General features: G+C 68.6%; 22 protein-coding genes. 11 read left to right on the forward strand and 11 right to left on the reverse strand.

Annotation, left to right across the window (positions count from 1 at the left end; all coding sequences use genetic code 11):
• Positions 1 to 6 precede the first annotated feature (6 nt).
• The 6 genes from AC5P7A_RS15540 to AC5P7A_RS15565 form a co-directional block, all read right to left on the reverse strand.
• On the reverse strand, positions 7 to 477 hold the full coding sequence (locus tag AC5P7A_RS15540) for a SecDF P1 head subdomain-containing protein (protein ID WP_180834995.1): 471 nt from the start codon (positions 475 to 477) through the stop codon (positions 7 to 9).
• Positions 474 to 1,025: an HdeD family acid-resistance protein gene (locus AC5P7A_RS15545; RefSeq protein ID WP_014648758.1), complete on the reverse strand. Its 552-nt coding sequence runs from the start codon at positions 1,023 to 1,025 to the stop codon at positions 474 to 476. Before AC5P7A_RS15545 ends, AC5P7A_RS15540 begins: the two co-directional genes overlap by 4 nt.
• Before the next feature lie 58 nt (positions 1,026 to 1,083).
• The gene (locus tag AC5P7A_RS15550) at positions 1,084 to 1,779 is read right to left on the reverse strand and encodes a ComF family protein (protein WP_495220316.1); all 696 of its coding nucleotides are present in this window, start codon (positions 1,777 to 1,779) and stop codon (positions 1,084 to 1,086) included.
• Positions 1,780 to 1,872: 93 nt separating this feature from the next.
• A complete protein-coding gene (locus AC5P7A_RS15555) occupies positions 1,873 to 3,213 on the reverse strand; it encodes a chloride channel protein (protein WP_032957527.1) in 1,341 nt (446 codons plus the stop codon).
• A 123-nt stretch (positions 3,214 to 3,336) separates the two neighbouring features.
• A complete protein-coding gene (locus tag AC5P7A_RS15560) occupies positions 3,337 to 3,897 on the reverse strand; it encodes an HAD family hydrolase (RefSeq protein WP_197574976.1) in 561 nt (186 codons plus the stop codon).
• Between the two features lie 115 nt (positions 3,898 to 4,012).
• Positions 4,013 to 4,576: a DUF3658 domain-containing protein gene (locus AC5P7A_RS15565; protein ID WP_495220317.1), complete on the reverse strand. Its 564-nt coding sequence runs from the start codon at positions 4,574 to 4,576 to the stop codon at positions 4,013 to 4,015.
• A 160-nt stretch (positions 4,577 to 4,736) separates the two neighbouring features.
• Between AC5P7A_RS15565 and bioB the strand changes: the two genes are divergently transcribed.
• The 5 genes from bioB (at position 4,737) to bioC (ending at position 9,575) form a co-directional block, all read left to right on the forward strand.
• A complete protein-coding gene (gene bioB, locus AC5P7A_RS15570) occupies positions 4,737 to 5,780 on the forward strand; it encodes a biotin synthase BioB (RefSeq protein WP_197605268.1) in 1,044 nt (347 codons plus the stop codon).
• Positions 5,781 to 5,847: 67 nt separating this feature from the next.
• A complete protein-coding gene (gene bioF / locus AC5P7A_RS15575; protein WP_495220318.1) occupies positions 5,848 to 7,071 on the forward strand; it encodes an 8-amino-7-oxononanoate synthase in 1,224 nt (407 codons plus the stop codon).
• An 18-nt stretch (positions 7,072 to 7,089) separates the two neighbouring features.
• Positions 7,090 to 7,869 (forward strand): pimeloyl-ACP methyl ester esterase BioH, encoded by a 780-nt coding sequence (gene bioH / locus AC5P7A_RS15580; RefSeq protein WP_032957531.1) that lies wholly within the window; start codon positions 7,090 to 7,092, stop codon positions 7,867 to 7,869.
• A 29-nt stretch (positions 7,870 to 7,898) separates the two neighbouring features.
• Positions 7,899 to 8,678 carry an SDR family oxidoreductase gene (locus AC5P7A_RS15585; protein WP_014648765.1) on the forward strand — a complete coding sequence of 260 codons (780 nt, stop codon included), beginning with the start codon at positions 7,899 to 7,901 and terminating at the stop codon, positions 8,676 to 8,678.
• Between the two features lie 12 nt (positions 8,679 to 8,690).
• Positions 8,691 to 9,575 (forward strand): malonyl-ACP O-methyltransferase BioC, encoded by an 885-nt coding sequence (bioC, locus tag AC5P7A_RS15590; RefSeq protein ID WP_014648766.1) that lies wholly within the window; start codon positions 8,691 to 8,693, stop codon positions 9,573 to 9,575.
• 76 nt (positions 9,576 to 9,651) lie between these two features.
• On the opposite strand, the gene AC5P7A_RS15595 is transcribed toward bioC, so the two are convergent.
• Positions 9,652 to 10,296: a YdcF family protein gene (locus AC5P7A_RS15595; protein WP_049442020.1), complete on the reverse strand. Its 645-nt coding sequence runs from the start codon at positions 10,294 to 10,296 to the stop codon at positions 9,652 to 9,654.
• A complete protein-coding gene (locus tag AC5P7A_RS15600; protein WP_014648768.1) occupies positions 10,281 to 11,243 on the reverse strand; it encodes a pyridoxal-phosphate dependent enzyme in 963 nt (320 codons plus the stop codon). Before AC5P7A_RS15600 ends, AC5P7A_RS15595 begins: the two co-directional genes overlap by 16 nt.
• Before the next feature lie 160 nt (positions 11,244 to 11,403).
• On the opposite strand from AC5P7A_RS15600, the gene AC5P7A_RS15605 reads away from it, so the two are divergent.
• Positions 11,404 to 11,895, forward strand: coding sequence for a hypothetical protein (locus AC5P7A_RS15605; protein WP_032957537.1), 492 nt, complete (start codon positions 11,404 to 11,406; stop codon positions 11,893 to 11,895).
• A 547-nt stretch (positions 11,896 to 12,442) separates the two neighbouring features.
• Positions 12,443 to 14,332 carry a tRNA uridine-5-carboxymethylaminomethyl(34) synthesis enzyme MnmG gene (mnmG, locus tag AC5P7A_RS15610; protein WP_495220319.1) on the forward strand — a complete coding sequence of 630 codons (1,890 nt, stop codon included), beginning with the start codon at positions 12,443 to 12,445 and terminating at the stop codon, positions 14,330 to 14,332.
• A 150-nt stretch (positions 14,333 to 14,482) separates the two neighbouring features.
• Here mnmG and smeC read toward each other — a convergent pair whose 3' ends face one another.
• Genes smeC through smeA form a run of 3 tightly spaced genes read right to left on the reverse strand, consistent with a single transcriptional unit; the run spans position 14,483 to position 20,253 of the window.
• Positions 14,483 to 15,898 carry a multidrug efflux transporter outer membrane subunit SmeC gene (gene smeC / locus AC5P7A_RS15615; RefSeq protein ID WP_111206562.1) on the reverse strand — a complete coding sequence of 472 codons (1,416 nt, stop codon included), beginning with the start codon at positions 15,896 to 15,898 and terminating at the stop codon, positions 14,483 to 14,485.
• Entirely contained in the window at positions 15,895 to 19,044 is a 3,150-nt protein-coding gene (smeB, locus tag AC5P7A_RS15620) for a multidrug efflux RND transporter permease subunit SmeB (protein ID WP_495220320.1), read from the reverse strand. The genes smeC and smeB overlap by 4 nt, the downstream gene beginning before the upstream one ends.
• A 12-nt stretch (positions 19,045 to 19,056) precedes the next feature.
• Positions 19,057 to 20,253, reverse strand: coding sequence for a multidrug efflux RND transporter periplasmic adaptor subunit SmeA (smeA, locus tag AC5P7A_RS15625; protein WP_197575366.1), 1,197 nt, complete (start codon positions 20,251 to 20,253; stop codon positions 19,057 to 19,059).
• A 128-nt stretch (positions 20,254 to 20,381) separates the two neighbouring features.
• Between smeA and baeS the strand changes: the two genes are divergently transcribed.
• From baeS to AC5P7A_RS15645, 4 genes are all read left to right on the forward strand, one after another.
• Positions 20,382 to 21,773 (forward strand): sensor histidine kinase efflux regulator BaeS, encoded by a 1,392-nt coding sequence (gene baeS / locus AC5P7A_RS15630; protein WP_049442029.1) that lies wholly within the window; start codon positions 20,382 to 20,384, stop codon positions 21,771 to 21,773.
• A complete protein-coding gene (locus tag AC5P7A_RS15635; protein ID WP_014648775.1) occupies positions 21,770 to 22,459 on the forward strand; it encodes a response regulator in 690 nt (229 codons plus the stop codon). Before baeS ends, AC5P7A_RS15635 begins: the two co-directional genes overlap by 4 nt.
• 135 nt (positions 22,460 to 22,594) lie before the next feature.
• Entirely contained in the window at positions 22,595 to 23,416 is an 822-nt protein-coding gene (locus tag AC5P7A_RS15640) for a nucleotidyltransferase domain-containing protein (protein WP_262225228.1), read from the forward strand.
• 141 nt (positions 23,417 to 23,557) lie between these two features.
• Positions 23,558 to 24,088 (forward strand): gamma carbonic anhydrase family protein, encoded by a 531-nt coding sequence (locus AC5P7A_RS15645; RefSeq protein WP_014648777.1) that lies wholly within the window; start codon positions 23,558 to 23,560, stop codon positions 24,086 to 24,088.
• The last annotated feature ends 20 nt before the right edge of the window (positions 24,089 to 24,108 follow it).

Genomic DNA, 24,108 nt, shown 5'->3' on the forward strand with positions numbered 1-24,108 from the left:
CGCCCGTCACTGACCGGTGATGTGCCTGGCCAGCGCCTGCGCCTCGGCAATGCTCGGCAGCCCGCTCAGCATCATCGATTCCCCGAAGGGGCCTTTCACCGTCGCCACCATCAGCACGCGGCCGTCCACGCTGATCGCCGCGCGCTGGCCCACCAGGGCCGAGGTGCCATCGTGGATGCGCTGATGCGCTTCTGGCCGATAGCGGATCTGCAGGCCTGGCTGCTTGGCATCGTCCAGCACGTAGCGCACATCGGCGATGTCCGCACTGCCGGCAATCGGCGGCTCGCGCAGGGCCAGGGTTTCACCTTGCCAGTGCGCCGGAGTGCCGTTGCCAGCCGCATCGACCGCGCTCAGGCGCACGTCCACGCCGGCGCGCGGCGCATGATCCTTGCCTGCCAGCGCACCGGGCGTGGCACCCGGCATGCATCCGGCCAGCACCAGCGCCGCGCCCAGCAGGAGCGGACGCGCGCCCCTCATTTCAGCTTCCGCAGCTTGAACGCCACCAGCACCTGCAGCAGCCCGTACAGCAGGCTGCCAATGCCGATCCACAGCGTGGTCACCGCCACGCCTGCGTATGGATTGGCCGCGAACAGCAGCCCCAGCACCACCGCCAGCACGCCACTGAGGATCAGCAGCCACTCGCCCTGGATCTGCTTGCGCACGCGGATCGCGAAGACGATGCGATAGATGCCGGCTACCAGCAGCCACGCCGCCAGGAACAGCACCAGCACGCTGGCGGTGGCCAGCGGGTTGATCACCGCCAGGATGCCGAAGCCCAGCGAAGCGATGGCATACAGCGCCAGCCAGCCGCGCGAGGCGCCGCTGCCACCACTGATCAGTGCGAACAGGCTGATGACCCCTTCGATGATGGCCATCACGCCCAGCGTCCAGGCCAATGCCATGGCTGCGGACAGCGGCCAACCGATGGCGATGATGCCGAAGCCGAGCGCGACCAGGCCATACAGCAGCAGGATCCACCAGCTGCGGCCAACCGCTGACAACAAGGGAGACAAGGGGGAATTCATGGTCACTCCTTCGATCCGGAACCGGGTTCATCCTAGCCCGTGGCGATGAAGGGAGCGATCACGGCACCCGCGCGCACACCCATACCCGCACCTCTCTGGCGCCCACGCAGCGCAGGGTTTCGGCGATTTCCATCACCGTGCTGCCGGTGGTCATCACGTCGTCGACCACGGTCAGATGCGTGGGCACCGGCCCGTGGACATCGAACGCATCGAACAGGTTTTCCCTGCGCTGTTCGGCCGTGCGTTCGGACTGCGGTGCGGTGTGCCGCCGCCGGTACAGCCCCTGCCAGACCGGCAACGGCAGCAGCCGGCAGAGCTCGGCAGCCTGGTTGTAGCCGCGCTGGCGCAGGCGCCGGCGGTGCAGCGGCACCGGCACCAGCGGCGGGCAGGACCAGGGCGGTGGTGCGCGCTGCATCAACTGCGCCAGCAGGCGACCGGCCGCCAGGTCCTGATGGAACTTGTAGCGCAGCAGCAGCTGGTCCACCGGCGGCAGGTACAGCAGGCTGGCGTGGGTGGCCGTCTGCGGTGGTGCTTCCTCGCGGCAGCTGCCGCAGACGATCAGGCCCTCATCCGGCAACGGCAGTGCACACCGCAGGCAGGCGCGATCGGCCCAGGGCAGTCCGGCGAGGCAGGCGCGGCACAGATCGAGATCATCATGGCCCGGATCGCCGCAGACCAGGCAGCGCAGTGGCAGCAGGACACCCAGCAGTGCGCGGGAGACACGGGTTGCCGAATGCAGGAGATCAATACGCATTGCCCATGCTTCATCGCGCTGCCCATGTGCGGCCATCGGCGAAGCACCGATCGCAGTGTCGGGACTGCCCGCAACTGCAGAGGGTGCTGCCGATCAGGAAAGGCGTCCGCCCTGCCCAGGCCCGGTTGATGCAACGGCCGACGCCGTCAACACCTCCGCCAACCCACGATAGATCGGCACCCGGCATACCAGACCGGACACGCCCCGCGCGATCAGCACCGTGGCCAGGATCGGCAGGAGCAGATCGCCGCTGTCGGTCAGCTCCAGCGAGATCACCGCCGAGGTCAGCGGTGCCTGGGTGACGCCGGTCAGGTAGGCGCACATGCCCAGCAGCACGAACGCGCGCGGATCCACGCCCGGCATCAGCACCGCCAGGTTGTGGCCCAGCCCCGCGCCGACCGCCAACGCGGGCGAGAACAGGCCGCCGGGTATGCCGGCCACGTACGATGCCAGGTTGGCCAGCAGCTTCATCAACCCGAACTCGTGGCCGACCAACGCCTGCCCCTGCACCAGGCTGCGCGCCTGTTCGTAGCCGGTGCCGAACGCGCCGTCGCCGAACGTCAAAGCCAGTGCCACCACCGCCAGGCCGCAGCCTGCGGCCAGCAGCACCGGATGCCGCTGGCGCAGCTGGCCCAGCCAACGCGGGCGGCCCGCCGCACTGGCCAGCACCGCGCGCGCGAACAGGCCGCCCAGCAACCCGGCCACCACGCCGCACAGCAGGATCGCCAGCCAGCCCTGCCCCAGCGGCAACCGCGCGCTCACATGGCCGAAGTAGGTGTAGTTGCCGAGCAGGCCCAGCGACACCACGCCACCGACGATCACCGCCGTCAGCAGGGTGCCGGAGAAGCGATGCTCGAAACGGCCGCTGAGCTCCTCGATGGCGAATACGATGCCGGCCAGCGGCGTGTTGAACGCCGCGGCAATGCCCGCTGCACCGCCGGCCAGCAGGAAGTGCGAGAGCTCGCGAGGATCCCTGAAGCCGAACCAGCGGCCGAACAGGTACATCAGGCTGGCACCCACATGCACCGTGGGACCTTCGCGTCCGACGGACGCGCCGCCGAGCAGCGACAACGAGGTCAGCAGCAGCTTGCCGGCTGAGACCGCAGGCGAAAGATTGGTCTTCCGGAATGGCTCATCGGGCTTGTCCAACGCAGCGATGACCTGCGGAATGCCGCTGCCCCGCGTGGGCTTCAGCACGCCACTGGTCAACCAGGCCAGCAGCGCGAAGATGCCCGGCGTGAGCAGCAGGGCCCACCACGGCGAGTGCGCGGTGATGCGCTGGAACAGATGGAAGGCCGCGTCGCTGGCCTTGGCGAACAGGATGGCCACCAACGCCACGGCCACCGCGCCGCCCCAGAGCGCGGCACGGCGGCGCCAGGCCTCGCTGAGAACCAGCGCGGTGATGCGGCCGCGGAGGCGATGGAGATCGGTCATGGGGCACAGTCTGCGCGCCAGCGCTTGCGTTGGGCAGCGGTTATTGTGGCTGCAGGCCTTGCAGGATGCGGTGAAACGCGCGAGTGCGGGTGCTCGCCGATAGCACCTGCCCTGTGCAGCTACCTATGCGTGCAGGCGCTCCCGCCACCGGCGCTTCTCCACCGCTCGCACGTTGGGCTGCTGCCGCAGCCACTCCAGATACAGCTGCAGATGGGCCAGCTCGTCATCAGCCGGATCACCGGTGAACTCACGCACCGCGACCAGATTTCCGTAGTTTCTGGCGTACTTGCCGGGCGTGTCATCGATACCGATCATCTGCTCCAAACGGAAGCCGTGGCGCTTCAGCTTGCCCAGCCGCTTCTGCGAGGTGTAACCGCCGGTTTCCCAATCACGGGCCGTGCTGCACCGCGGCGCGGACCACAGGAACGCCAGCGGACGCCCCGGCATCAGCCGGTCCACCAGCGGTTCGGCGTACAGTTGCCCGGACGACGTCCACACACCCACCGTGAAATGGGCAAAGGCATAGTCGAGGAATGCCTGCAGATGGGGCCGCAGGTAGACGTGGTAGCCGACGAGGCGGAAATCCGCGGCTCGCTCCAGTTCACGCTCGCTGGCATGCACCAGCGTCTCATCCAGATCGAGTATCAGCAGCTTTCCGCCCTGCGGCATCGTGTCCGGTTCCATGCGCATCCTTCTTTCATTGCCTCGGCTGCCGCCATCTTCTGGATGGACTTCAGCATGTGTCCTTCCAGCAGGTAGATGTAAGCACAGTTCCAGCCAGGTCCTGGTGGGCGCAAGCCTACTGCCGGACGCGCACTTCGCAACAGCCCATCCGCGTGAGGTCGCCCTGCGCCTGCAACATGCCCCGTTCCACCAGCATGCGTACACGCCCTGCATAGAACACATCGGGAATTCCCGATCGGCACTTCGGCTGCAGCGACATGGCCATGCCCACAATGTAGGCGATCTTTCGGAACTGCCCGTCGCAGAGGGAGAACAGCTGCTCATCGATCGAGGCGATGTCCTCGCTGGTCAGCGCGGCGATGTTCTGCCGCGCCAGGTCAGTGAGATGGGCATCGTTGTCGGAGCGCTCGTCCGTATCGCGCAGGCAGCCATTGATGGCCAACAGGCGAACCAGCACATAGTGGCCGAAAGCCTCGAGCTCCTCCTTCGGCAACGTCGCCGGATCGAGCTGCCCTGCCGGGTAGTCCTTGAAGGTCACGAAGACGTGGTTCTTCCACTCCCCTGGCGTGTCGGACTGGCGCAGATCATCCAGCACCACGCGCAGGCCGCCGTCGGGCAGTTCGGCAAGGCTGCACAGCACCGCGTCGCGGCGGATCGGGTAGGGCTGGTAGCTGTTCATGGCACGTGCTCGCGCGTCCGTATGCAGCAATGAACTTACACCGTAGCGCCCATTCATGGCGGTCAACCTATGTAAACCACATGGGAATCAATCAAGTTGACAGGGCTCACCAACCCACCCACACTGCCGCCCTCGCTCCACTCGTACCCAAGGTCCCGCCATGGCTGCTGCCATCCGCCACGACTGGCAACACGACGAACTGCAGGCGCTGTTCGATCTGCCGTTCCCCGAGCTGCTGTTCCGCGCTGCCGCAGTCCATCGCGAGCACTTCGACCCAGCGCAGGTGCAGGTGTCCACGCTGTTGTCGGTGAAGACCGGCGGCTGCCCGGAAGACTGCGCGTACTGCCCGCAGGCACAGCGCTACAGCACCGGGGTGAACGCGCAGAAGCTGATGGACACCGACGCGGTGCTGGCCAAGGCACGCCAGGCCAAGGCTGCCGGCGCATCGCGCTTCTGCATGGGTGCCGCGTGGCGATCGCCGAAGGACCGCGACATCCCGAAGGTGGCGGCGATGATCGCCGGGGTGAAGGCGCTGGGCCTGGAAACCTGCGCCACGCTGGGCATGCTCAGTGGCGAGCAGGCGCGTGCGCTGAAGGACGCCGGCCTGGACTACTACAACCACAATCTCGACACCGCGCCGGACTACTACGATTCGATCATCCACACGCGCCAGTACCAGGACCGCCTGGACACGCTGGCGCACGTGCGCGATGCCGGTCTGAAAACCTGCTGCGGCGGCATTGTCGGCATGGGCGAGACGCGCGCGCAGCGCGTGGGCCTGCTGCTGGCGCTGGCCACGCTGCCGGCGCATCCCGATTCGGTGCCGATCAACAGGCTGGTGCAGGTGGCGGGCACGCCACTGCATGGCAGTGCCGAACTGGATCCGTTCGAGTTCGTGCGCATGATCGCGGTGGCACGCATCGCCATGCCGCGTTCGATGGTGCGGCTGTCGGCCGGTCGCGAGGCGATGAGCGACGAACTGCAGGCGCTGTGCTTCGTGGCCGGTGCCAACTCGATCTTCTACGGCGACAAGCTGCTGACCACCGGCAACCCGGAGAGCGAGCACGACCTGGCCCTGTTCGCGCGGCTGGGGTTGCAGCCGATGGCGGTGCAGGTGGATGCCGAGGGCCACGACCACGGCGGCACCGTGCACGCTGATATCAGCGCCGATGCGCCCGCCTGTGGCTGCGCTCACGCGGCCTGAGACGGGCCGCAAGCAGGCGCCGCGGCAACGCGCTACCCTAGCCGCCCCGTCGCCGCATTCAGCCGCCATGGCCCGCCCCGACCTGACCGCCCGCCTCCACGCCCAACGCGCCCTGCGCGATGCCCAAGGCCGTCGCCGCACGCGGCGCACGGTCAGCCGTCGTGATGGCGTCCGCCTGGAGGTGGACGGCCAGTGGCTGACCGGCTTCTGCAGCAACGATTACCTGGGCCTGGCCCAGCAGTTCAGCGTGGTCAACGCATTGCAGGATGCGGCCGCACGCGAAGGCTCCGGCGCGGGCGCCTCGCATCTGGTCTGCGGCCACCACGCTCTGCATGAGGCACTGGAGCGCGAAGTGGCGGAGTGGCTGGGCTACCCGCGCGCGCTGCTGTTCGGCAGTGGCTTCGCCGCCAACCTGGCCGTGCAGCAGGCGCTGCTGGGCGAAGAGAACGATGTGTGCGTGCAGGACAAGCTCAACCACGCCAGCCTGCTCGATGCGACGCGGCTGGCGGGTGCGCGCCTGCGCCGTTATCCGCACCTCGACGCCGAAGGCGCGATGCGCCAGCTCAAGCACGCGCCCGATGGCGCGGCGATGCTGGCCACCGACGGTGTGTTCAGCATGGATGGCGACATCGCACCGCTGCGTGCATTGTCGCTGGTGGCACGCCTGCAGCAGGCGCTGTTCTATGTGGACGATGCGCACGGCGTGGGCGTGGTCGGTGATGGCCGTGGTGCCGTGGCCGCCGCCGGGCTGGGCGTGGACGATGTGCCGCTGCAGCTGGTCACGCTGGGCAAGGCACTGGGCGGTTCCGGCGCGCTGGTGCTGGGCCGCGACGACCTGGTCGAGCACCTGGCCGAAACCGCACGCCCGTACATCTACACCACTGCGATGCCGCCGGCGCTGGCCGCCGCAGCACTGGAAGCGGTGCGCCTGGCGCGCCGTGACAACTGGCGGCGCTCGAAACTGACCGATCTGATCGCGCTGTTCCGCGGCGAAGCCCGCCGCCATGGCCTGGACCTGATGGCCTCGGAAACGCCGATCCAGCCGCTGCTGTGTGGCGATGACCATCGCGCCGTGGCGATGTCCCAGGCGTTGGAACAGGCCGGTTGGCTGGTCGGCGCGATCCGCCCGCCCACGGTTCCCGAAGGCAAGGCGCGCCTGCGCGTCACGCTGTCCGCGCTGCACACCCCCGAGCAGGTGCGTGGCCTGGTCGAAGCCATTGCCAGCGCGCGCGATCGCGTCAACCTGGCCGCGCGTGAGGCCGCGCCACCGCCGCTGCCTGTCTTCGCCTGAGCCTGTTGCCGTTTCCCCATGCATATCGACGTCACCGGCCAGGGGCCGGACCTGGTACTGATCCATGGCTGGGCCCTGCAGGGCGGCGTGTTCGCGCCGTTGGTGCAACGTCTGGCCGATCACTTCACCCTGCATCTGGTTGATCTGCCGGGCCATGGCCACAGCCGCGAGGACACCACGCCGCTGCGCCTGCCGTTCGTGGTCAATGCCATTGCCGCGGCCACGCCGCCTGCGGTGTGGTGCGGCTGGTCGCTGGGCGGCCTGTTCGCGCTGCACGCCGCCGCGACACTGCCGAAGGTGCGCGGGCTGGCGATGATCGCGGCCACGCCGCGCTTCGTGCGTGGCGACGACTGGCCGCATGCGGTGGAGCCGGCGGTGTTCGAGCAGTTCGGGCGCGAGCTGGCCACCGACTTCGGTGGCACCCTGGAACGCTTCCTGGCGTTGGATGTAATGGGCTCGGCACACGCCCGCGAGGAGCTGCGCACGCTGCGCCAGCGCCTGGTCGAGCGCGGTGCACCCACCGAACGCGCCCTGCTGGAAGGCCTGCGCCTGCTGGAAAGCACCGACCTGCGTGGCGCACTGCCGACGCTGGCCAAGCCCAGCCTGTGGATCGCCGGCCAGCGTGACCGGCTGGTGTCTCCGGCGGCAATGCAGGCCGCCGCGGCACTGGCCCCCGGTGCGCAGGCGCTGACCATCGCCCACGGCGGCCATGCGCCCTTCCTCGGCCATGCCGACGAGGTGGCCGCCGCCCTGCAACACTTCGTTGCCGGCCTGTCACCGGCCGATGGCGGACAATGAGCGCCTTCCTCATTCCGCAGGATTGATGCATGGATCTGGGTATCAACGGCCGCTGGGCACTGGTCTGCGGCGCAAGCAAGGGGCTGGGCCTGGGCTGCGCGCGTGCGCTGGTGCGCGAGGGCGTCAACGTAGTGATCGTGGCCCGTGGTGAGGCTGCGCTGCAGGCCGCCGCCGAAGCGCTGCGCGCCCTGCCCGGCGCCGCCGAAGTCCGCGTGGTCGCCGCCGACGTGACCACCGAGGCCGGTCGCTCCGCAGCGCTCGCCGCGTGCCCGCAGGTGGACATCCTGGTCACCAATGCCGGTGGCCCGCCGCCGGGCGACTTCCGCAGTTTCGAGCGCGACGACTGGATCGCCGCGCTGGACGCCAACATGCTGGCGCCGATCGCGCTGATCCGCGCCACCGTGGACGCGATGATCGCGCGTGGCTTCGGCCGCATCGTCAACATCACCTCGTCGGCGGTGAAAGCCCCGATCGACATCCTGGCGCTGTCCAACGGCGCGCGCAGCGGCCTGACCGGCTTCGTCGCCGGGCTGTCGCGCCGCACCGTGGCACACAATGTCACCATCAACAACCTGCTGCCCGGCCAGTTCGACACCGACCGCCTGCGCGCCAACTTCGCCCACAGTGCGGGCAAGGACGGCAATGCTGCCGAAGTGGCCGAACGCCGCCGCCAGCAGATCCCGGCCGGCCGCTTCGGCACGGCGGATGAATTCGGCGCGGCCTGCGCCTTCCTGTGCAGCGCACAGGCCGGTTACCTCACCGGGCAGAACCTGCTGATCGACGGCGGCGCCTACCCCGGTACGTTCTAAGAGACTTTCGCAATGCCGTCCCACTTCGATGCCCGCCATGTCCGCCGCGCGTTCGCCCGCGCCGCCAACAGCTACGACGCCGCCGCCGCCCTGCAGCGCGAGGTGCAGGCGCGGCTGGTGGAATCGCTGGACTACCTGGAGGCACGCAAGCCCGAGGTAGTGCTGGACATCGGCGCGGGTACCGGCCACGCCAGTGCGCTGATGAAGAAGCGCTGGCCGAAGGCGCAGGTGATCGCGCTGGACGTGGCGCTGCCGATGCTGGACCAGGCCAAGCGCCAGGCCGGCTGGTGGAAGCCGTTCCAGCGCCTGTGCGGCGACGCCGCCGCGCTGCCGCTGGCCGACAACAGCGTGGACGTGATCTTCAGCAACCTGTGCCTGCAGTGGGTGGACGACCTGCCGGCGGTGTTTGCCGGCTTCCGCCGCGTGCTCAAGCCCGGCGGCCTGCTGCTGTGCTCCACCTTCGGCCCGGACACGCTGGTCGAACTCAACGAAGCGTTCGCGGCCGCCGATGACCGCCCGCACGTGAGCCGCTTCGCGCAGATCGCCCAGTTCGGCGATGCGCTGATGATGGCCGGTTTCCGCGACCCGGTGCTGGACCGCGACCTGTTCACCCTGACCTACGACGACCTGCCCTCGTTGATGCGGGAGCTGCGCGCGATGGGCGCGACCAATGCGCGGGTGGACCGCCGCCACACGCTGACCGGGCGTGGCCGCTTCGCCGCGGCGGCAGCGGCGTATGAACCGATGCGACGCGCCGACGGCAAGCTGCCCAGCAGCTGGGAAGTGATCTATGCCCACGCCTGGGCACCGGACCCGGGCGCACCGATCCGCGAAGGCGGGCACGACGTGGCCTCGGTGCCGGTGTCGGCGATTCCGATCCGGCGGAAGCAGACCTGATCGCCCGGTCGTGCCGGCCGCTGGCCGGCAACCTCACGATTCCACGATGGGCGTCTGCCCAGATCAGGTTTCCGCCTCAGGTGTTGGCCGGCGAACTCAGCGGCGGCCGCACCAGGTCGCGGTGGAAGAAATAGATTTCCTGCACCAGGAAGCGCCAGCTGGTGTGGAAGCTGCGGAAGCGCGTGCTGGGCGTGGACGAGGCCAGCGCATCGATGCCCAGCGCCTTGCTCAGGCGCAGCGCGCGCGCCATGTGCAACGGGTCGCTGACGATGATCACCCGGTGCAGGTCGCGCTGGTCCATCAGCCGCTTGGCCTCGACCAGGTTCTGCACGGTGTTGCGCGAGGCGGTCTCGATCAGGATCGCATCGTCCGGCACGCCATGCTTGAGCGCATAGCGCCGCGCCACCTGCGATTCGGAAAAGCGCGCGCCGGTGCCACCGTAGCCGCCGGTGAAGATCAGCAGTGGCGCGTACTGGGCTTCATAGAGATCCAGGCCATGACGGATGCGTTCTTCGAATACCGGCGACGGCTTGGCGTCATAGGCCGCCGCACCGAGCACGATGATGGCGTCGGCCTTGGCCGCCTGGTCGCGCTCCCCCACCCAGACGATCCAGGCGGTCACGCCCAGCAGCCAGACCACCAGCAGCACGAACAGCCGCCACAGCCAGCCCAGCAGGCCGGTGCGGGGCCGGTGCCCGTCGCGGCTCAAGGCGCCCCCCAACGCAGCGCGGGCAGGTCGACATTGCCACCGGACAGCACCAGGCCCACCCGCAGGCCGGCGAACCGCTGCGGCTGTGCCAGCACCGCGGCCAGCACGGTGGCCGAGGACGGCTCGACCACCTGCTTGAGCACCTCCCACAGCAGGCGCATCGCGGCCATGGTGGCGGCGTCGTCGACCACGATCACCTCGACGCCGGCCGCGCGCAGCAGCGCGAAGTTGGGGGCGCCGATCAGGGTACGCAGGCCGTCGCAGATGGTGTCAGGGGTGAACGCGCCCTGGCGCTCGCCTGCGGCCAGCGAGCGCGCGGTGTCGTCGGCACCGGCCGGTTCGGCCAGCACCAGCCGGGTCTGGGGACTGGCGAACTGCAGGGCCCGGGCGGTACCGCTGGCCAGGCCGCCCCCTCCGACTGGGACTACCAGCACGTCGAACGGACCGTCGCTGTGCAGCAGCTCCAGGGCCGCGGTGCCCTGCCCGGCCATCACCGCCGGGTCCGCATAGGGATGGACCAGGGTCGCGCCGGTATCGGCCTGTACTTTGGCGCAGGCGGCCTCGCGGTCGGCGATGGTCGGCGGGCAGCGCCAGAGCGTGGCACCGTGGCGGGCGATGTTGGCCAGCTTGGCCGCCACCGCACCTTCGGGCACCACCACGTGGCAGGGAATGCCACGGGTGCGCGCGGCCAGGGCCAGGGCAGCGCCGTGGTTGCCGGACGAATGGGTGACCACGCCGGCACGGGCGCGATCGGCATCCAGCGACCACACCGCGTTGCAGGCCCCGCGGAACTTGAATGCGCCGCCGCGCTGCAGGTGCTCGGCCTTGAACGCCAGCTGCGCGCCGGCCAGCGCATCAAGCGTGCGCGAGCGCAGCACCGGGGTCACGCTGGCGTGCGGCGCGATCCGCGCAGCGGCAGCCAGGACATCGTCGGCACGGGGCAACAGTGAATCGCTCATGACGCAAGATTAACGTATGGCCCCACGCTGGCGACCCCGGCACAGGTCATGCCAGCATGAGGGCCTTCACCTCCATTCATCCTGGCCAGTGAAGTTAAGGGCCGATTCAACGCCTGCGCACGAAGCTGACTGCACAACCCGTCCTCTGGGGGGACCCACCATGAAAACGCGCCTGATGCTTGCCGGTGGCCTGTTGCTGGCCCTGACCGGCTGCACCACCTACGACTATGTCGGCGGTGGCCGCAGCGGCAGCTACTACCACGGTGCGCCGTCGGTGGAGTACCGCTACCCGGCCGGCTATCCCTACAACTACGGCTACCCTTACTACGGCGGCTATGGCGGCTACTACGGCGGCTATGGCAATCCGTACTACTCGCGCCCGATCTACCGCCCGCCGCACAACCACCGTCCGCCACCGCGCCCGCCCGGCAACGGTGGCGAGAACCGTCCGCCGCCGCCGCCGCGGCCGTCGTACAACGGCGGTTCGCCGTGGCGGAACATGGACTCGATGCGTCGCCCGCCGCAGTCGAACATCCAGCCGTCGGCGCCGCCACCGCCGGCCCGTCCGACCCCGGCGCCGAGCGCGCCGAGGATGAACGGTTCCCCGTGGCGCAACATGGATCGTGGGACGCAGCGCACAGTTGAGCGCTGAACCGTCTTGCATTTCACCCGGTCCAGGTTGCACTCTACGGAACCGGTGACGGCCCGCGTCACAAAGTGACAAAAAGCGAGACGGGCCGCCGCAAAAATCTCTACGTCGATATCCGACAGGAACATCTGGATCCCCCCTGTTCCGGCCCTGTCGGATGTCGGCACCTCTGAAGACAGACGGCCCCGCACTGCGGGGCCGTCTGTTTTGCCGGGTCGCCAACCGGAGAGAGCCCCAGCGTCGGTAGATCCACGCCATGCGTGGTCGGGCCTTTCCCGGCAATCCCAAAAAAACAGGGCCGGACAGTCCCCCGACTGCCGGCCCTCTGCTCCCCCACCGTGCGCCTGTACCGGCCCCTGTTCCAATTCCGGTCACGGGCGCCTGCGGCGCCAGCCACGGTGGGTGCTATTGGGTTATCTGCAATAATCCTGCCAACTTTAGGGCTGATTTCGACGCCGGCCGGCCGGCACCGACGCCGCGGCCCCGAATGGCGCTAAAATCGCCACCCCGGCGCCGCCCCGGCCGCGCCTGCCCCCAGCTGAACAGCCCCATGAACCCGTCCTTCCATCGTTACGACGTCATCGTCATCGGCGGTGGCCACGCCGGCACCGAAGCCGCGCTGGCCGCGGCCCGTACCGGCGTGCGCACCCTGCTGCTGACCCACAACATCGAAACGGTGGGCGCGATGAGCTGCAACCCGGCCATCGGAGGCATCGGCAAGGGCCACCTGGTCAAGGAAATCGACGCCCTGGGCGGTGCGATGGCGCATGCCGCCGACCGTGCCGGCATCCAGTGGCGCACCCTCAATGCCTCCAAGGGCCCGGCCGTGCGCGCCACCCGCTGCCAGGCCGACCGCAACCTGTACCGCATGGCGATCCGCGCCATCGTTGAAGGCCAGGCCAACCTGACCGTGTTCCAGGCGGCCGTCGATGACCTGGTCATCGACGGCGACGCCGTGCGCGGGGTCATCACCCAGACCGGCCTGCGCTTCGATGCCGAGGCCGTGGTGCTGACCGCCGGCACCTTCCTGGCCGGCAAGATCCATGTCGGCCCGACCCAGTACGCCGCCGGCCGCATGGGCGACCCGCCGGCCACCACGCTGGCGGCGCGCCTGCGCGAGCGCCCGTTCCAGGTGGACCGCCTGAAGACCGGCACGCCACCGCGCATCGACGGCCGCTCGCTGGACTACAGCGTGATGGATGAGCAGCCCGGCGACTTGCCGCGCCCGGTGATGTCCTTCCTGGGTTCGGTGGACGAGCATCCGCAGCAGGTCAGCTGCTGGATCACCCACACCACCGAACAGACCCACCAGATCATCCGCGACGCGCTGCACCGCTCGCCGCTGTACAGCGGCCAGATCGAAGGCATCGGCCCGCGCTACTGCCCGTCCATCGAGGACAAGGTGGTGCGCTTCGCCGAGAAGGCCAGCCACCAGATCTTCGTCGAACCCGAAGGCCTGGGCATCGTCGAGATCTACCCCAACGGCATCTCCACCTCGCTGCCGTTCGACGTGCAGTTGGAGATGGTGCGCAGCATCCGCGGCTTCGGCAACGCGCACATCACCCGCCCCGGCTACGCGATCGAGTACGACTTCTTCGATCCACGCGGGTTGAAGGCTTCGCTGGAAACCAAGCTGGTCAACGGCCTGTTCTTCGCCGGCCAGATCAACGGCACCACCGGCTATGAAGAAGCCGCCGCGCAGGGCCTGCTGGCCGGCCTCAACGCCGCACGCCAGGTGCGTGGGCTGGACGGCTGGTGCCCGCGTCGCGACGAGGCCTACCTGGGCGTGCTGGTGGATGACCTGATCACCCACGGTACCAACGAGCCGTACCGCATGTTCACCAGCCGCGCCGAATACCGCCTGCAGCTGCGCGAGGACAACGCCGACCAGCGCCTGACCCCGGCCGGCCGCGAGATGGGCCTGGTGGATGACCAGCGCTGGAGCGCGTTCGAGACCAAGCAGGCCGCCGTCGCCGCCGAGCGCGCGCGCCTGGGCGCGCTGTGGGCGACCCCGGCCAATGCGCTGGGCCGCGAAGTGCAGGACACGCTGGGCGTGGCGGTCAGCCGCGAAACCAACGTGCTGGACCTGATCAAGCGCCCCGAGCTGGATTACGCGCAGCTGATGCAGGTGCCGTCGCTGGGCCCGGCCGTGGCCGACGCCAAGGTGGCCGAGCAGGTGGAGATCGGCGTGAAGTACGCCGGCTACCTGGACCGCCAGCGCGAGGAGATCGAGCGCCAGCAGCGGCATGAAGCCACGCCGATCGCTGAAGCCTTCGACTACGCCACGGTGCGCGGGCTGTCGGCCGAAGCCCTGCAGAAGCTGGAGCGCGTGCGCCCACAGACCATCGGCCAGGCGCAGCGCATCCCGGGCATGACCCCGGCGGCAATCTCGCTGCTGCTGGTGCACCTGGAGCGTGCACGCCGGGGCCGCGTGGCGTAGGCAGCACCGTCCGCTTCTGGTGGGTGCCGACTTGGGTCGGCACATGAATCTGCCTTGGTGGGTGCCGACCTTGGTCGGCACGAATCATCAGATCGCGACACTCCATGCTTCCGTGCCGACCAAGGTCGGCACCTACCAGAGCAGGGCGCGTTACCGTGCGTCTGCGCCACCGCCCAGCACCTTGAACAGCGTCACCCGGTTTCCCGCTTCCTGCTGCTGCAGCGCGATCAGGTCCTGCTGCGCGGCAAACAGGCTGCGCTGCGCATCCAGCGCCTGCAGATAGCCGTCCAGCCCGGTGCGATAGCGCGCCTCGGCCAGCGTGTAGCTGCGCTGGCTGGCGGCGACCAGTGCCCGTTGTGCCTCCATCTGCGCGCCCAGGTGATCGCGCGTGGCCAGGGCATCGGCCACTTCACTGAAGGCCTGCTGGATCGCCTTCTCGTACTGAGCGATGCCGATGTCCTTGCCAATCTTCGAGGCATCCAGTGAGGCCTTCAACGCACCGGCGTGGAAGATCGGCGCCGTGATGCTGGGCGCGAACGACCAGCCGCGGGTGCCGGCCGAGAACAGCGTCGACAACGCGGTGGAGCTGTGGCCGTAGTTGGCAGTCAGCGTCAGCGTCGGGAAGAACGCGGCGCGCGCGGCGCCGATATCGGCGTTGGCCGCCTGCAACGCGTGTTCGGCGGACAGCACGTCCGGACGCTGCAGCAGCACGCTCGAGGGCAGGTTGGAAGGCAACGGCGCCAGCGCCACGGTGCCGTCCAGTGCCTGTGCGCTGGGCAGCAATGCCGCGTCCAGCGGAGCACCCACCAGTAACTGCAGCGCATCACGATCCTGCGCCTGCTGGGTCTGCAGCCTGGCCAGCGCAGCGCGCGCGGCGTCCACACTGGTCTGCACCTGCGACAGGTCCAGGCCCGAGGCCAGGCCTTGTGCATGGCGGGCCTCGGTGCGCTGCAGGGTCTGCTGCTGACTGTCCAGCGTCTGCCGGGTGAACGCCAGCGACTGCTCGTCGGCCGCCAGCGCCAGCCAGGCCGTGGCCACTTCGGCGACCAGGCTGGTGCGCGCCGCACGCTGGTTCTCGGCACTGGCCAGCCAGTTCTGCAGCGCCTCGTTCTTCAGGCTGCGGATGCGCCCGAACAGGTCCAGTTCCCAGCTGCTGAAGCCCACCTGCACGGCATCGGATTCGGTCACCTGGCTGACGCCGATCTCGCTGTTGGCATCACTCACCCGCGAACGGGTCACGCTGCCGCTGGCATCCACCGACGGCAGCAGCGCCGCGCGCTGGATGCGGTACTGCGCGCGTTCCTTCTCCACCTGCAGCACCGCCACGCGCAGGTCGCGGTTGTTCTGCAGTGCCAGCGCGATGACCTGCTGCAGGCGCGGCTCCAGGAACACCTCGCGCCAGGCCGGCATCGCCAGTGCTGGCCCGGTCTCGCCGGTGGCGGCATTGGCGAACTGTGCCGGCACCGGCGCCTCGGGGCGCTGGTAGTGCGGGGCCATGCTCACGCAGCCGCCCAGCACGGTGGTCATCGTTGCGGCCGCCAGGGCGCGCAGCAGCATCGGCTTCATGGGCGTGCCTCCGGGGCAGTGGCGTCGGCCGGCGCGCGGCCCGGGAACAGGCGGCGCACCAGCAGATAGAACAACGGCACGAAGAACATCCCCAGCACCATCGAGGCGACCGTACCGCCGGCCACGCCGGTACCCAGCGAACGGCGCGCGGCCGAACCGGCGCCGGTGGCGAACACCAGCGGCAGCACACCCATCAGGAATGCCAGCGAGGTCATCACGATCGGGCGCAGCCGCAGGTAGACCGCCTGCAGGATCGCGTCGCGGGTGCTCCTGCCCTGCTGCTCGAGGATGCGCGCGAACTCGACGATCAGGATGCCGTTCTTCGCTGCCAGGCCAATCGTGGTCAGCAGGCCGACCTGGAAGTACACGTCGTTGTTGAGGCCACGCAGGTTCATCATCAGCACGGCGCCGAACACGCCTACCGGCACCGCCAGCATCACCGCGAACGGTACCGCCCAGCTTTCATACAGCGCGGCCAGGCACAGGAACACGAACAGCAGCGAGATGGCATACAGCATCGGCGCCTGGTTCCCCGACAGCTGTTCCTGGTAGGCCATGTCCGACCAGGCATGGCTGAAGCCTTCCGGCAGCGTGTCGGCCAGGCGTGCGATCTCGGCCATCGCCTCGCCGGAACTGACGCCCGGTGCCGGCTGGCCGGTGATCTCCATCGCCGAGACGCCGTTGTAGCGCTGCAGCGCGGCCGGCGCACTGGTCCAGTGCGCGCTGACCAGCGACGACAGCGGTACCATCTGCCCGGCCTGGTTGCGCACGCTCCAGCGCTCGATGTCCTGCGGCTGCATGCGGGCTTCGGCCGTGCCCTGGATGAACACCTTCTTGATGCGGCCCTTGTAGATGAAGTTGTTGACGAAGTCGCCACCCAGCGCGGCGTTCAAGGTGTCATTGATGTCCTGCGGATTGACGCCCATCGCCTGCGCCTTGGCGTCGTCCACCTTCACCGCGTACACCGGCGCGTCTTCCAGGCTGGCGTAGCGCACGTTGACCAGCTTCGGATCCTTGGCAGCCTCCTTCAGCAGCGTGTTGCGCGCGGCCACGGCGGCGGCATGGCCGGCACCGCCTTCGTCCTGCAGTTCCAGGGTGAAGCCACCGGCATCGCCGAGGCCGAGGATGGCCGGTGGCGAGGTGATGAACACCTGCGCATCGGGCACGCTGGCCATGGCCGCGGTCAAGCGCGCGGCGATGGTATCGGCATCGTCCTTGCGGTCGTCCCAATCCTTCAGCCGGATGAAGGCCTGGCCGACGTTCTGGCCACTGCCGCTGACACTGAAACCTGCGGTGGCCTGGATTGACAGTACGCTGTCGTCCTTCACCGCGGCGGCGCTCAGGCGATCCATCACGGCACGGGTCTGCTCCAGGGTGGACCCGGCGGGCAGCTTCACCAGCGCGTTGAGCATGCCCTGGTCTTCATCGGGCAGGAACGCGACCGGCAGGTGCCACAACAACAGGCCGGTGGCCACGCTCAGCACCAGGTAGAACAGTACGCCCAGCGTGCGCCGGCCGAGGAAGCGGTCGACGCGATGGCGCAGTCGGTTGGAGGTGCGCTCGAAGCGATGGTTGAACCAGATGAAGAACTTGCCCAGCAGGCCCGGCTCGCCAGCGTGGTCGCCATGCGGATGGCCGACCTTGGGAATCTGGTGCAGGATGCTGCCGCACAGCGCCGGGGTGATGGTCATCGCCACCAGCACCGACAGGATCATCGCAGCGGCGATCGTCACCGAGAACTGGCGATAGATCACGCCGGTGACACCGCTGAAGAACGCCATCGGCAGGAACACCGCGGTCAGCACCAGCACGATGCCGACCAGCGCGCCGGTGATCTGGCCCATCGCCTTCAACGTGGCTGGCTTCGGTGCCAGCCCTTCGAAGGTCATCACCCGCTCCACGTTCTCCACCACCACGATGGCGTCGTCCACCAGCAGGCCGATGGCCAGCACCAGCGCGAACATGGTCAGCGTATTGATCGAATAGCCGAAGGCGGCCAGCACGCCGAAGGTGCCCAGCAGCACCACCGGCACCGCGATGGTCGGGATCAGCGTGGCCCGCCAGTTCTGCAGGAACAGGTACATCACCAGCACGACCAGCGCGATCGCCTCGATCAGGGTGATCACCACTTCCTTCAGCGAGATGGTCACGAACGGCGTGGTGGTGAACGCCACGTGGTAGGTGTAGCCATGCGGCCAGTACTTCTGCAGCTGCTGCAGTCGTGCCTCGACGGCCTTGGAGACGGCGATGGCGTTGGCACCGGCGTTGAGCTCGATGCCCAGCGAGGCCGACGGCTTGCCGTTGAACGTGCTGATGCTGTCATAGCTTTCCGGGCCCAGGCCGATCGTCGCCACGTCGCCCAGGTGCACCACGCTGCCATTGGCATCGGCCTTGAGCACCACCTGCGCGAACTGCTCGGGCGTGTGCAGGCGGCTGCGCGCGGTCACGGTCGCGTCCAGCTGCTGGCCCTTCAGCGCCGGCTGGCCACCGAGTTCACCGGCCGACACGTCGGTGTTCTGCGCCTGCAGTGCGGTCTCGATGTCCGACGGCATCAGCGCGTACTGGCGCATCTTTTCCGGGTCCAGCCAGATACGCATGGCGTATTCCTGGCCGATCGGCTGGATGTTGCCGACACCGCTGACGCGGCTGATCTGGTCGTCGATGCGCGCTTCCATGAAGTTGGCGACATCGAAGTTGTCCATGCTGCCGTCTTCGCTGGTGAACGACAGCACCTCGAAGATCGAACCGCTGGACTTGGTGATGGTCAGGCCGTTCTGCTGCACCGCCTGCGGCAGCGTCGCCATCGCGGCCTGCAGCTGATTCTGCACCTGCACCTGCGCGGTGTCCGGGTTGGTGCCGGTGGCGAACACCAGGTTGACCTGCGCCGAGCCATCGGAAGCACTGGTCGAGGTCATGTACATCAGGTGGTCCAGGCTCTGCTGGGACTGCTCGATGACCTGGGTGACCGCGTTTTCCACGGTCTGCGACGAGGCGCCGGTGTAGGTGGCGCGGATGGTGATGGTGGGCGGGGCGATCTGCGGGTAGCGGTCCACCGGCAGGATCAGGATCGCGAGCAGGCCGAGCAGGCTGACCGCGATGGCGATCACCCAGGCAAAGATCGGCCGGTCGATGAAGAAACGAACCATGCGCGGCAGGCCTCAGTGCGACTTTTCGTCGGTGTTGCCGTTCGGGTCGACCGCCGGCATCGCCGCCAGCTGCGCCGTGGTGGCCGCCACCGCCTTCACCTGCTGGCCCAGCGCTACCGCACTGCCGTTGCTGACGATCACCCGCTCGCCAGCCTTCAGGCCCTGCGTGATCTGCCACTGGTTGCCCACCACCTGGCCGGTGCTGACCCGCCGCTCGACCACGCGATCCTCTGCGTCGAGCAGGCGCAGCAGCGGCTCGCCACGTTCATTGCGCAGCACCGCCTTCTGCGGCACCAGCAGGGCACGCGCATCGGTGGCCATCGGCAACACCGCCTTCAGGTACATGCCCGGCAGAAGCAGGCCCTCCGGGTTCGGAATGACCGCGCGCAGCACCACGTTGCCGGTGCCTGGATCGACTGCGCTGCCGACGAACTCCAGCGTGCCCTCATGGGCATAGGTGCTGCCGTCCTCCAGCAGCACCTTCACCTGGGCCTTGCCATCGATGGCCTTCACCAGGCCGGCGTCGAGCTGCTTGCGCAGCGCCAGCATCTGCGTGCTGGACTGGGTCACATCCAGATAGACCGGGTCCAGCCGTTGAATGGTCGCCAGCGCCGCGTCCTGGCCGGCGGCGACCAGCGCGCCGGCGGTGACGCTGGAGGTACCGATGCGGCCGTCGATCGGTGCGGTCACCCGGGTGTAGTCCAGGTTGATCCGCGCGGCCTGCAATGCCGCGCGCGCGGCAATCACGTTGGCCTGGGCCTGCTTCAGTGCCGAGGTGGCATCGTCGGCGTCCTGCTTGCTGGCCGCGTCCATGCCCAGCAGCGTACGGGTGCGCTCGGCCTTCGGCTGCGCCGACAGCACAGCGGCCTCGGCCTGCGCCAGCTGGCCACGCGCGGTATCGAAGGCGGCCTGGTACGGCGCCGGATCGACCTGGTACAGCAGCTGCCCGGCCTTGACCTGCTGGCCTTCGGTGAACAACCGCTGGCGGATCAGCCCACCGATCTGCGGCCGCACCTCGGACACCTCGAACGGCACCGCCCGGCCGGGCAGGGTCCGCTGCAGTGCCAGCGGTTGCGCGCGGGCGGTGATGACGCCGACTTCGGGGGTGGCCGGGGCCTCGGTCCTGCCCGCCGAGCAGGCCGCCAGGCCCAGCAGCAGGGGCAACAACAACGCACGGGGGGAGCGGAACAGCGGACGCAGGAGTGACATGGGGGGCGTGGGGGCCTTTCGTTGACCCGTGCACGCTGCCGTGAAAGTGTGCAGAGAATATGGAGATTGTGCGACCGGCTCAGCGGGCGCTTGCTTTCGGCGCCGCATGCGCCGCTAATGGCCCGGCGATGGCGAAGATTCGATTCAAATTCGGCCTGACCGCGAAGACCTTCCTCGCGATCTTCACCGCCTGCCTGCTGGTGCTGGCAGTGAACGGCATTGCCAGCCGCGTGGCGTTCCAGACCGGCTTCCTGGACTACCTCAACGACCAGGGCGACCTGCGCATGCAGCGCGTGATGCCACACCTGCAGCGCGAGTACCGCACGCAAGGCGGCTGGGAGCATCTGCGCGGTGACAGTGACCGCTGGGCGCGGCTGCTGCGCCCGGACCTGGGCCATGGGCACGAGGGGCCCGTGCCGCCGCTGTCCGACCAGACCGGCGTTCCCTCGCGGCTGGGCCTGTTCGATGCGCAGCATCGGTTCGTGGCCGGCAACCCGGACGCGATCAGCGACGACGAGCCGCACAGTGTGCAGGTGGACGGACACACCGTCGGCTGGCTGGGCATGGTGCCGTTCCAGACCGTCATCGCTACCAACGACCTGAATTTCTACAACACCCAGATGCGCGCATGGTGGGTGATCGGCATCTCGCTGCTGCTGGTGACCGTAGTGCTGGCCTGGCTGGTGTCGCGCGCGCTGCGCCAGCGCCTGGCCAAGCTGGCCGCCGCCACCCACCGGCTCGCCGCCGGCGACTACGCCACCCGCATCGAGCGCACCAGCGATGACGAGCTGGATGCACTGGTCAACGACTTCAACCGGATGGCGCAGGCGCTGGACGACACCGAGCGCAACCGCCGCGCCTTCATTGCCGACATCTCGCACGAACTGCGCACGCCGCTGGCGGTGGTGCGCGCCGAACTGGAGGCGATCGAGGATGGTATCCGCCCGCTGGACCGCGCCAACCTGGGTGCCCTGCAGGGCGAGATCCGCCAGCTGGGCAAGCTGATCGACGACCTGCACGACCTGTCGATGACCCAGTCCGGCGGCCTGGCCTACCGCTTCGCCCCGCTGGACCTGGTGGCGCTGGTGCGCAGCGAGCTCAATGGCATGCGCGTGCGCTTCTCCACGGCGGGGCTGGCACTGGAAGAAGCGCTGCCCGCCACACCGCTGCAGGTGTCCGGTGACGAGCGCCGCCTGCAGCAGGTGCTGGCCAACCTGCTGGAAAACGCACTGCGCTATACCCATGGCGGCGGCCGCGTGCGCGTGCAGGCTGCGCGCGTGCCCGCCGGCGTGCAGCTGATCGTGGAAGACACCGCGCCGGGCGTACCGGCCGACAAGTGCGCGCTGCTGTTCGAGCGCTTCTACCGGGTGGAGAGTTCGCGCAACCGCGCCAGCGGCGGCAGCGGGCTGGGCCTGGCCATCAGCCACAACATCATCCTCGCCCACCACGGCCATATCCACGCCGAGCCCTCGCCGCTGGGCGGGCTGCGCGTGGTCGTCACCCTGCCGGAGTCCGCATGAGCCTGTCCCCCGCCGCGTCCGCGAAGATCCTGATCGTCGAGGATGAGCCACGCCTGGCCTCGGTGCTGCGCGACTACCTGGCCGCCGCCGGCATGACCAGCGAATGGGTGGACGATGGCGGCCAGGTGATCGACGCATTCGCGCGCTACCAGCCCGACCTGGTGCTGCTGGACCTGATGCTGCCGCAACGCGATGGCGTGGACCTGTGCCGCGAACTGCGCGCCGGCAGCGACGTACCGGTGATCATGGTCACCGCGCGGGTGGAAGAGATCGACCGCCTGCTGGGCCTGGACATCGGTGCCGACGACTACATCTGCAAGCCGTTCAGTCCGCGCGAGGTGGTGGCGCGGGTGGTGGCAGTGCTGCGCCGTTACCGCCCGGACCCCGCTGCACGCGCCAACAGCGGGCTGCACATCGACGAACCGGCGGCACGCGCCACCTGGAACGGCAAGGGCCTGGACCTGACGCCGGTGGAATACCGCCTGCTGCGCACCCTGCTGGCCACGCCCGGCCGGATCTGGGCGCGCGATGAGCTGCTCGACCGCCTCTACCTGGACCACCGCGTGGTGGTCGACCGCACCGTCGACAGCCATGTGCGCAACCTGCGCCGCAAGCTGGCCGACGCCGGCATGGAAGGCGAACCGATCCGTTCGGTGTACGGCATGGGCTACAGCTACGAACCCTAGCCGGTAGTGCCGGCCGCTGGCCGGCAACCGCAGAATTCCAGGTGCGCCCATTGAGGTTGCCGGCCAGCGGCCGGCACTACCCGTGCGCAACTGCGCTACAGTCGAGCACGCTCGACATCAACGGATCACGACTGCATGGACGACATCCACCCGATCGCGCCGGGCAAGCGCGCCGCCATTCTTTCCAGCCTCGCCGACATCGAACGGCGACACGACGTGCGCGTTCTGCTGGCGTGCGAGTCCGGCAGCCGTGGCTGGGGCTTCTCTTCGCCGGACAGCGATTACGATGCACGCTTCATCTACGTGCATCGCCAGCCGTGGTATCTCACCGTCAACGAGAGCACCGGCCCCGGCGATGCGCAGCGGGACGTGATCGAACTGCCGATCGACGATGAGCTCGATGTCAGCGGCTGGGACCTGCGCAAGGCATTGCGCCTGGTTTCAAAATCCAATCCGACACTGATTGAATGGCTGCGCTCGCCGATCATCTACCAGCAGGATCACACCGCAGTGTCGCAGCTTTGGAAGGCAGCTGAGTCGTTCTATTCACCACTGGGCACGTGGTGGCACTACTTCAACATGGCGCGCTCGAACCATCGCGGTTACCTGCGTGGCGAAACGGTACGCACGAAGAAGTACCTGTACGTGCTGCGCCCACTGCTGGCCTGCCAGTGGATCGAGCACGAACAGACCCCCCCGCCGATGGCCTTCGAGGACCTGCTGGACCGGCTGCTGCCGCACGGCCCGGTGCGTGAAGCCATCGATGGCCTGCTGGCGGTTAAACGCGCCAGTGCCGAGGTCAGTGCCGGACCACGCATCGCGGCGATCAGCGATTTCATCGATCGTGAACTGGCCATCCGGACTGCGCAGGCGCCGCAGCTGCCCGCTGGACACGGTGATGCGGCATGGCTGGATGAGCTGTTCCGGCAGATGCTGGCCGAGCACGCGCCGATCTGAGCGGCTGCACCTGACTCGGGTAGTGCCGGCCGCTGGCCGGCAACCGCAGAATTCCAGGTACGCCCATGACGTTGCCGGCCAGCGGCCGGCACTACCACGCAGGTATCATCGCGGTGAACGCCCTGATTTCCGGAGACACCGATGAACCCGCTGCGCCCCTTCCGCGACAAGATGCCCGTCCTCGGCCAGCGCGTGTACATCGATCCGGCCTGCACCCTCATCGGTGACGTGGAACTGGCCGAGGACGTATCAGTGTGGCCGGGTACGATCATCCGCGGCGACGTCAATTACGTCCGCATCGGTGCGCGCACCAATGTGCAGGACGGCACCATCATCCACGTCAGCCACCACAGCCCGTACAACAAGGCCGGTTACCCGACCCTGATCGGCGAAGGCGTGACCGTCGGCCATGGCTGCATCATCCACGCCTGCACCATCGGTGATTACAGCCTGATCGGCATGGGCGCCTGCATCCTCGATGGCGCCCGTGTGGAACGCCATGGCTTCGTCGGTGCCGGAGCGGTGGTCGGCCCGGGCAAGGTGGTCGGTGAAGGTGAGCTCTGGGTGGGCAACCCGGCCCGCCCGGCGCGCACGCTGAGCGACAAGGAGATCGAGTCGCTGCACTATTCGGCCGACCACTACGTGCGGCTGAAGGACGAATACCTGGGCTGAACGGCCAACGCCGCCATGCG

The sequence above is a fragment of the Stenotrophomonas sp. YJH_SMC_65 genome, from assembly GCF_059369475.1.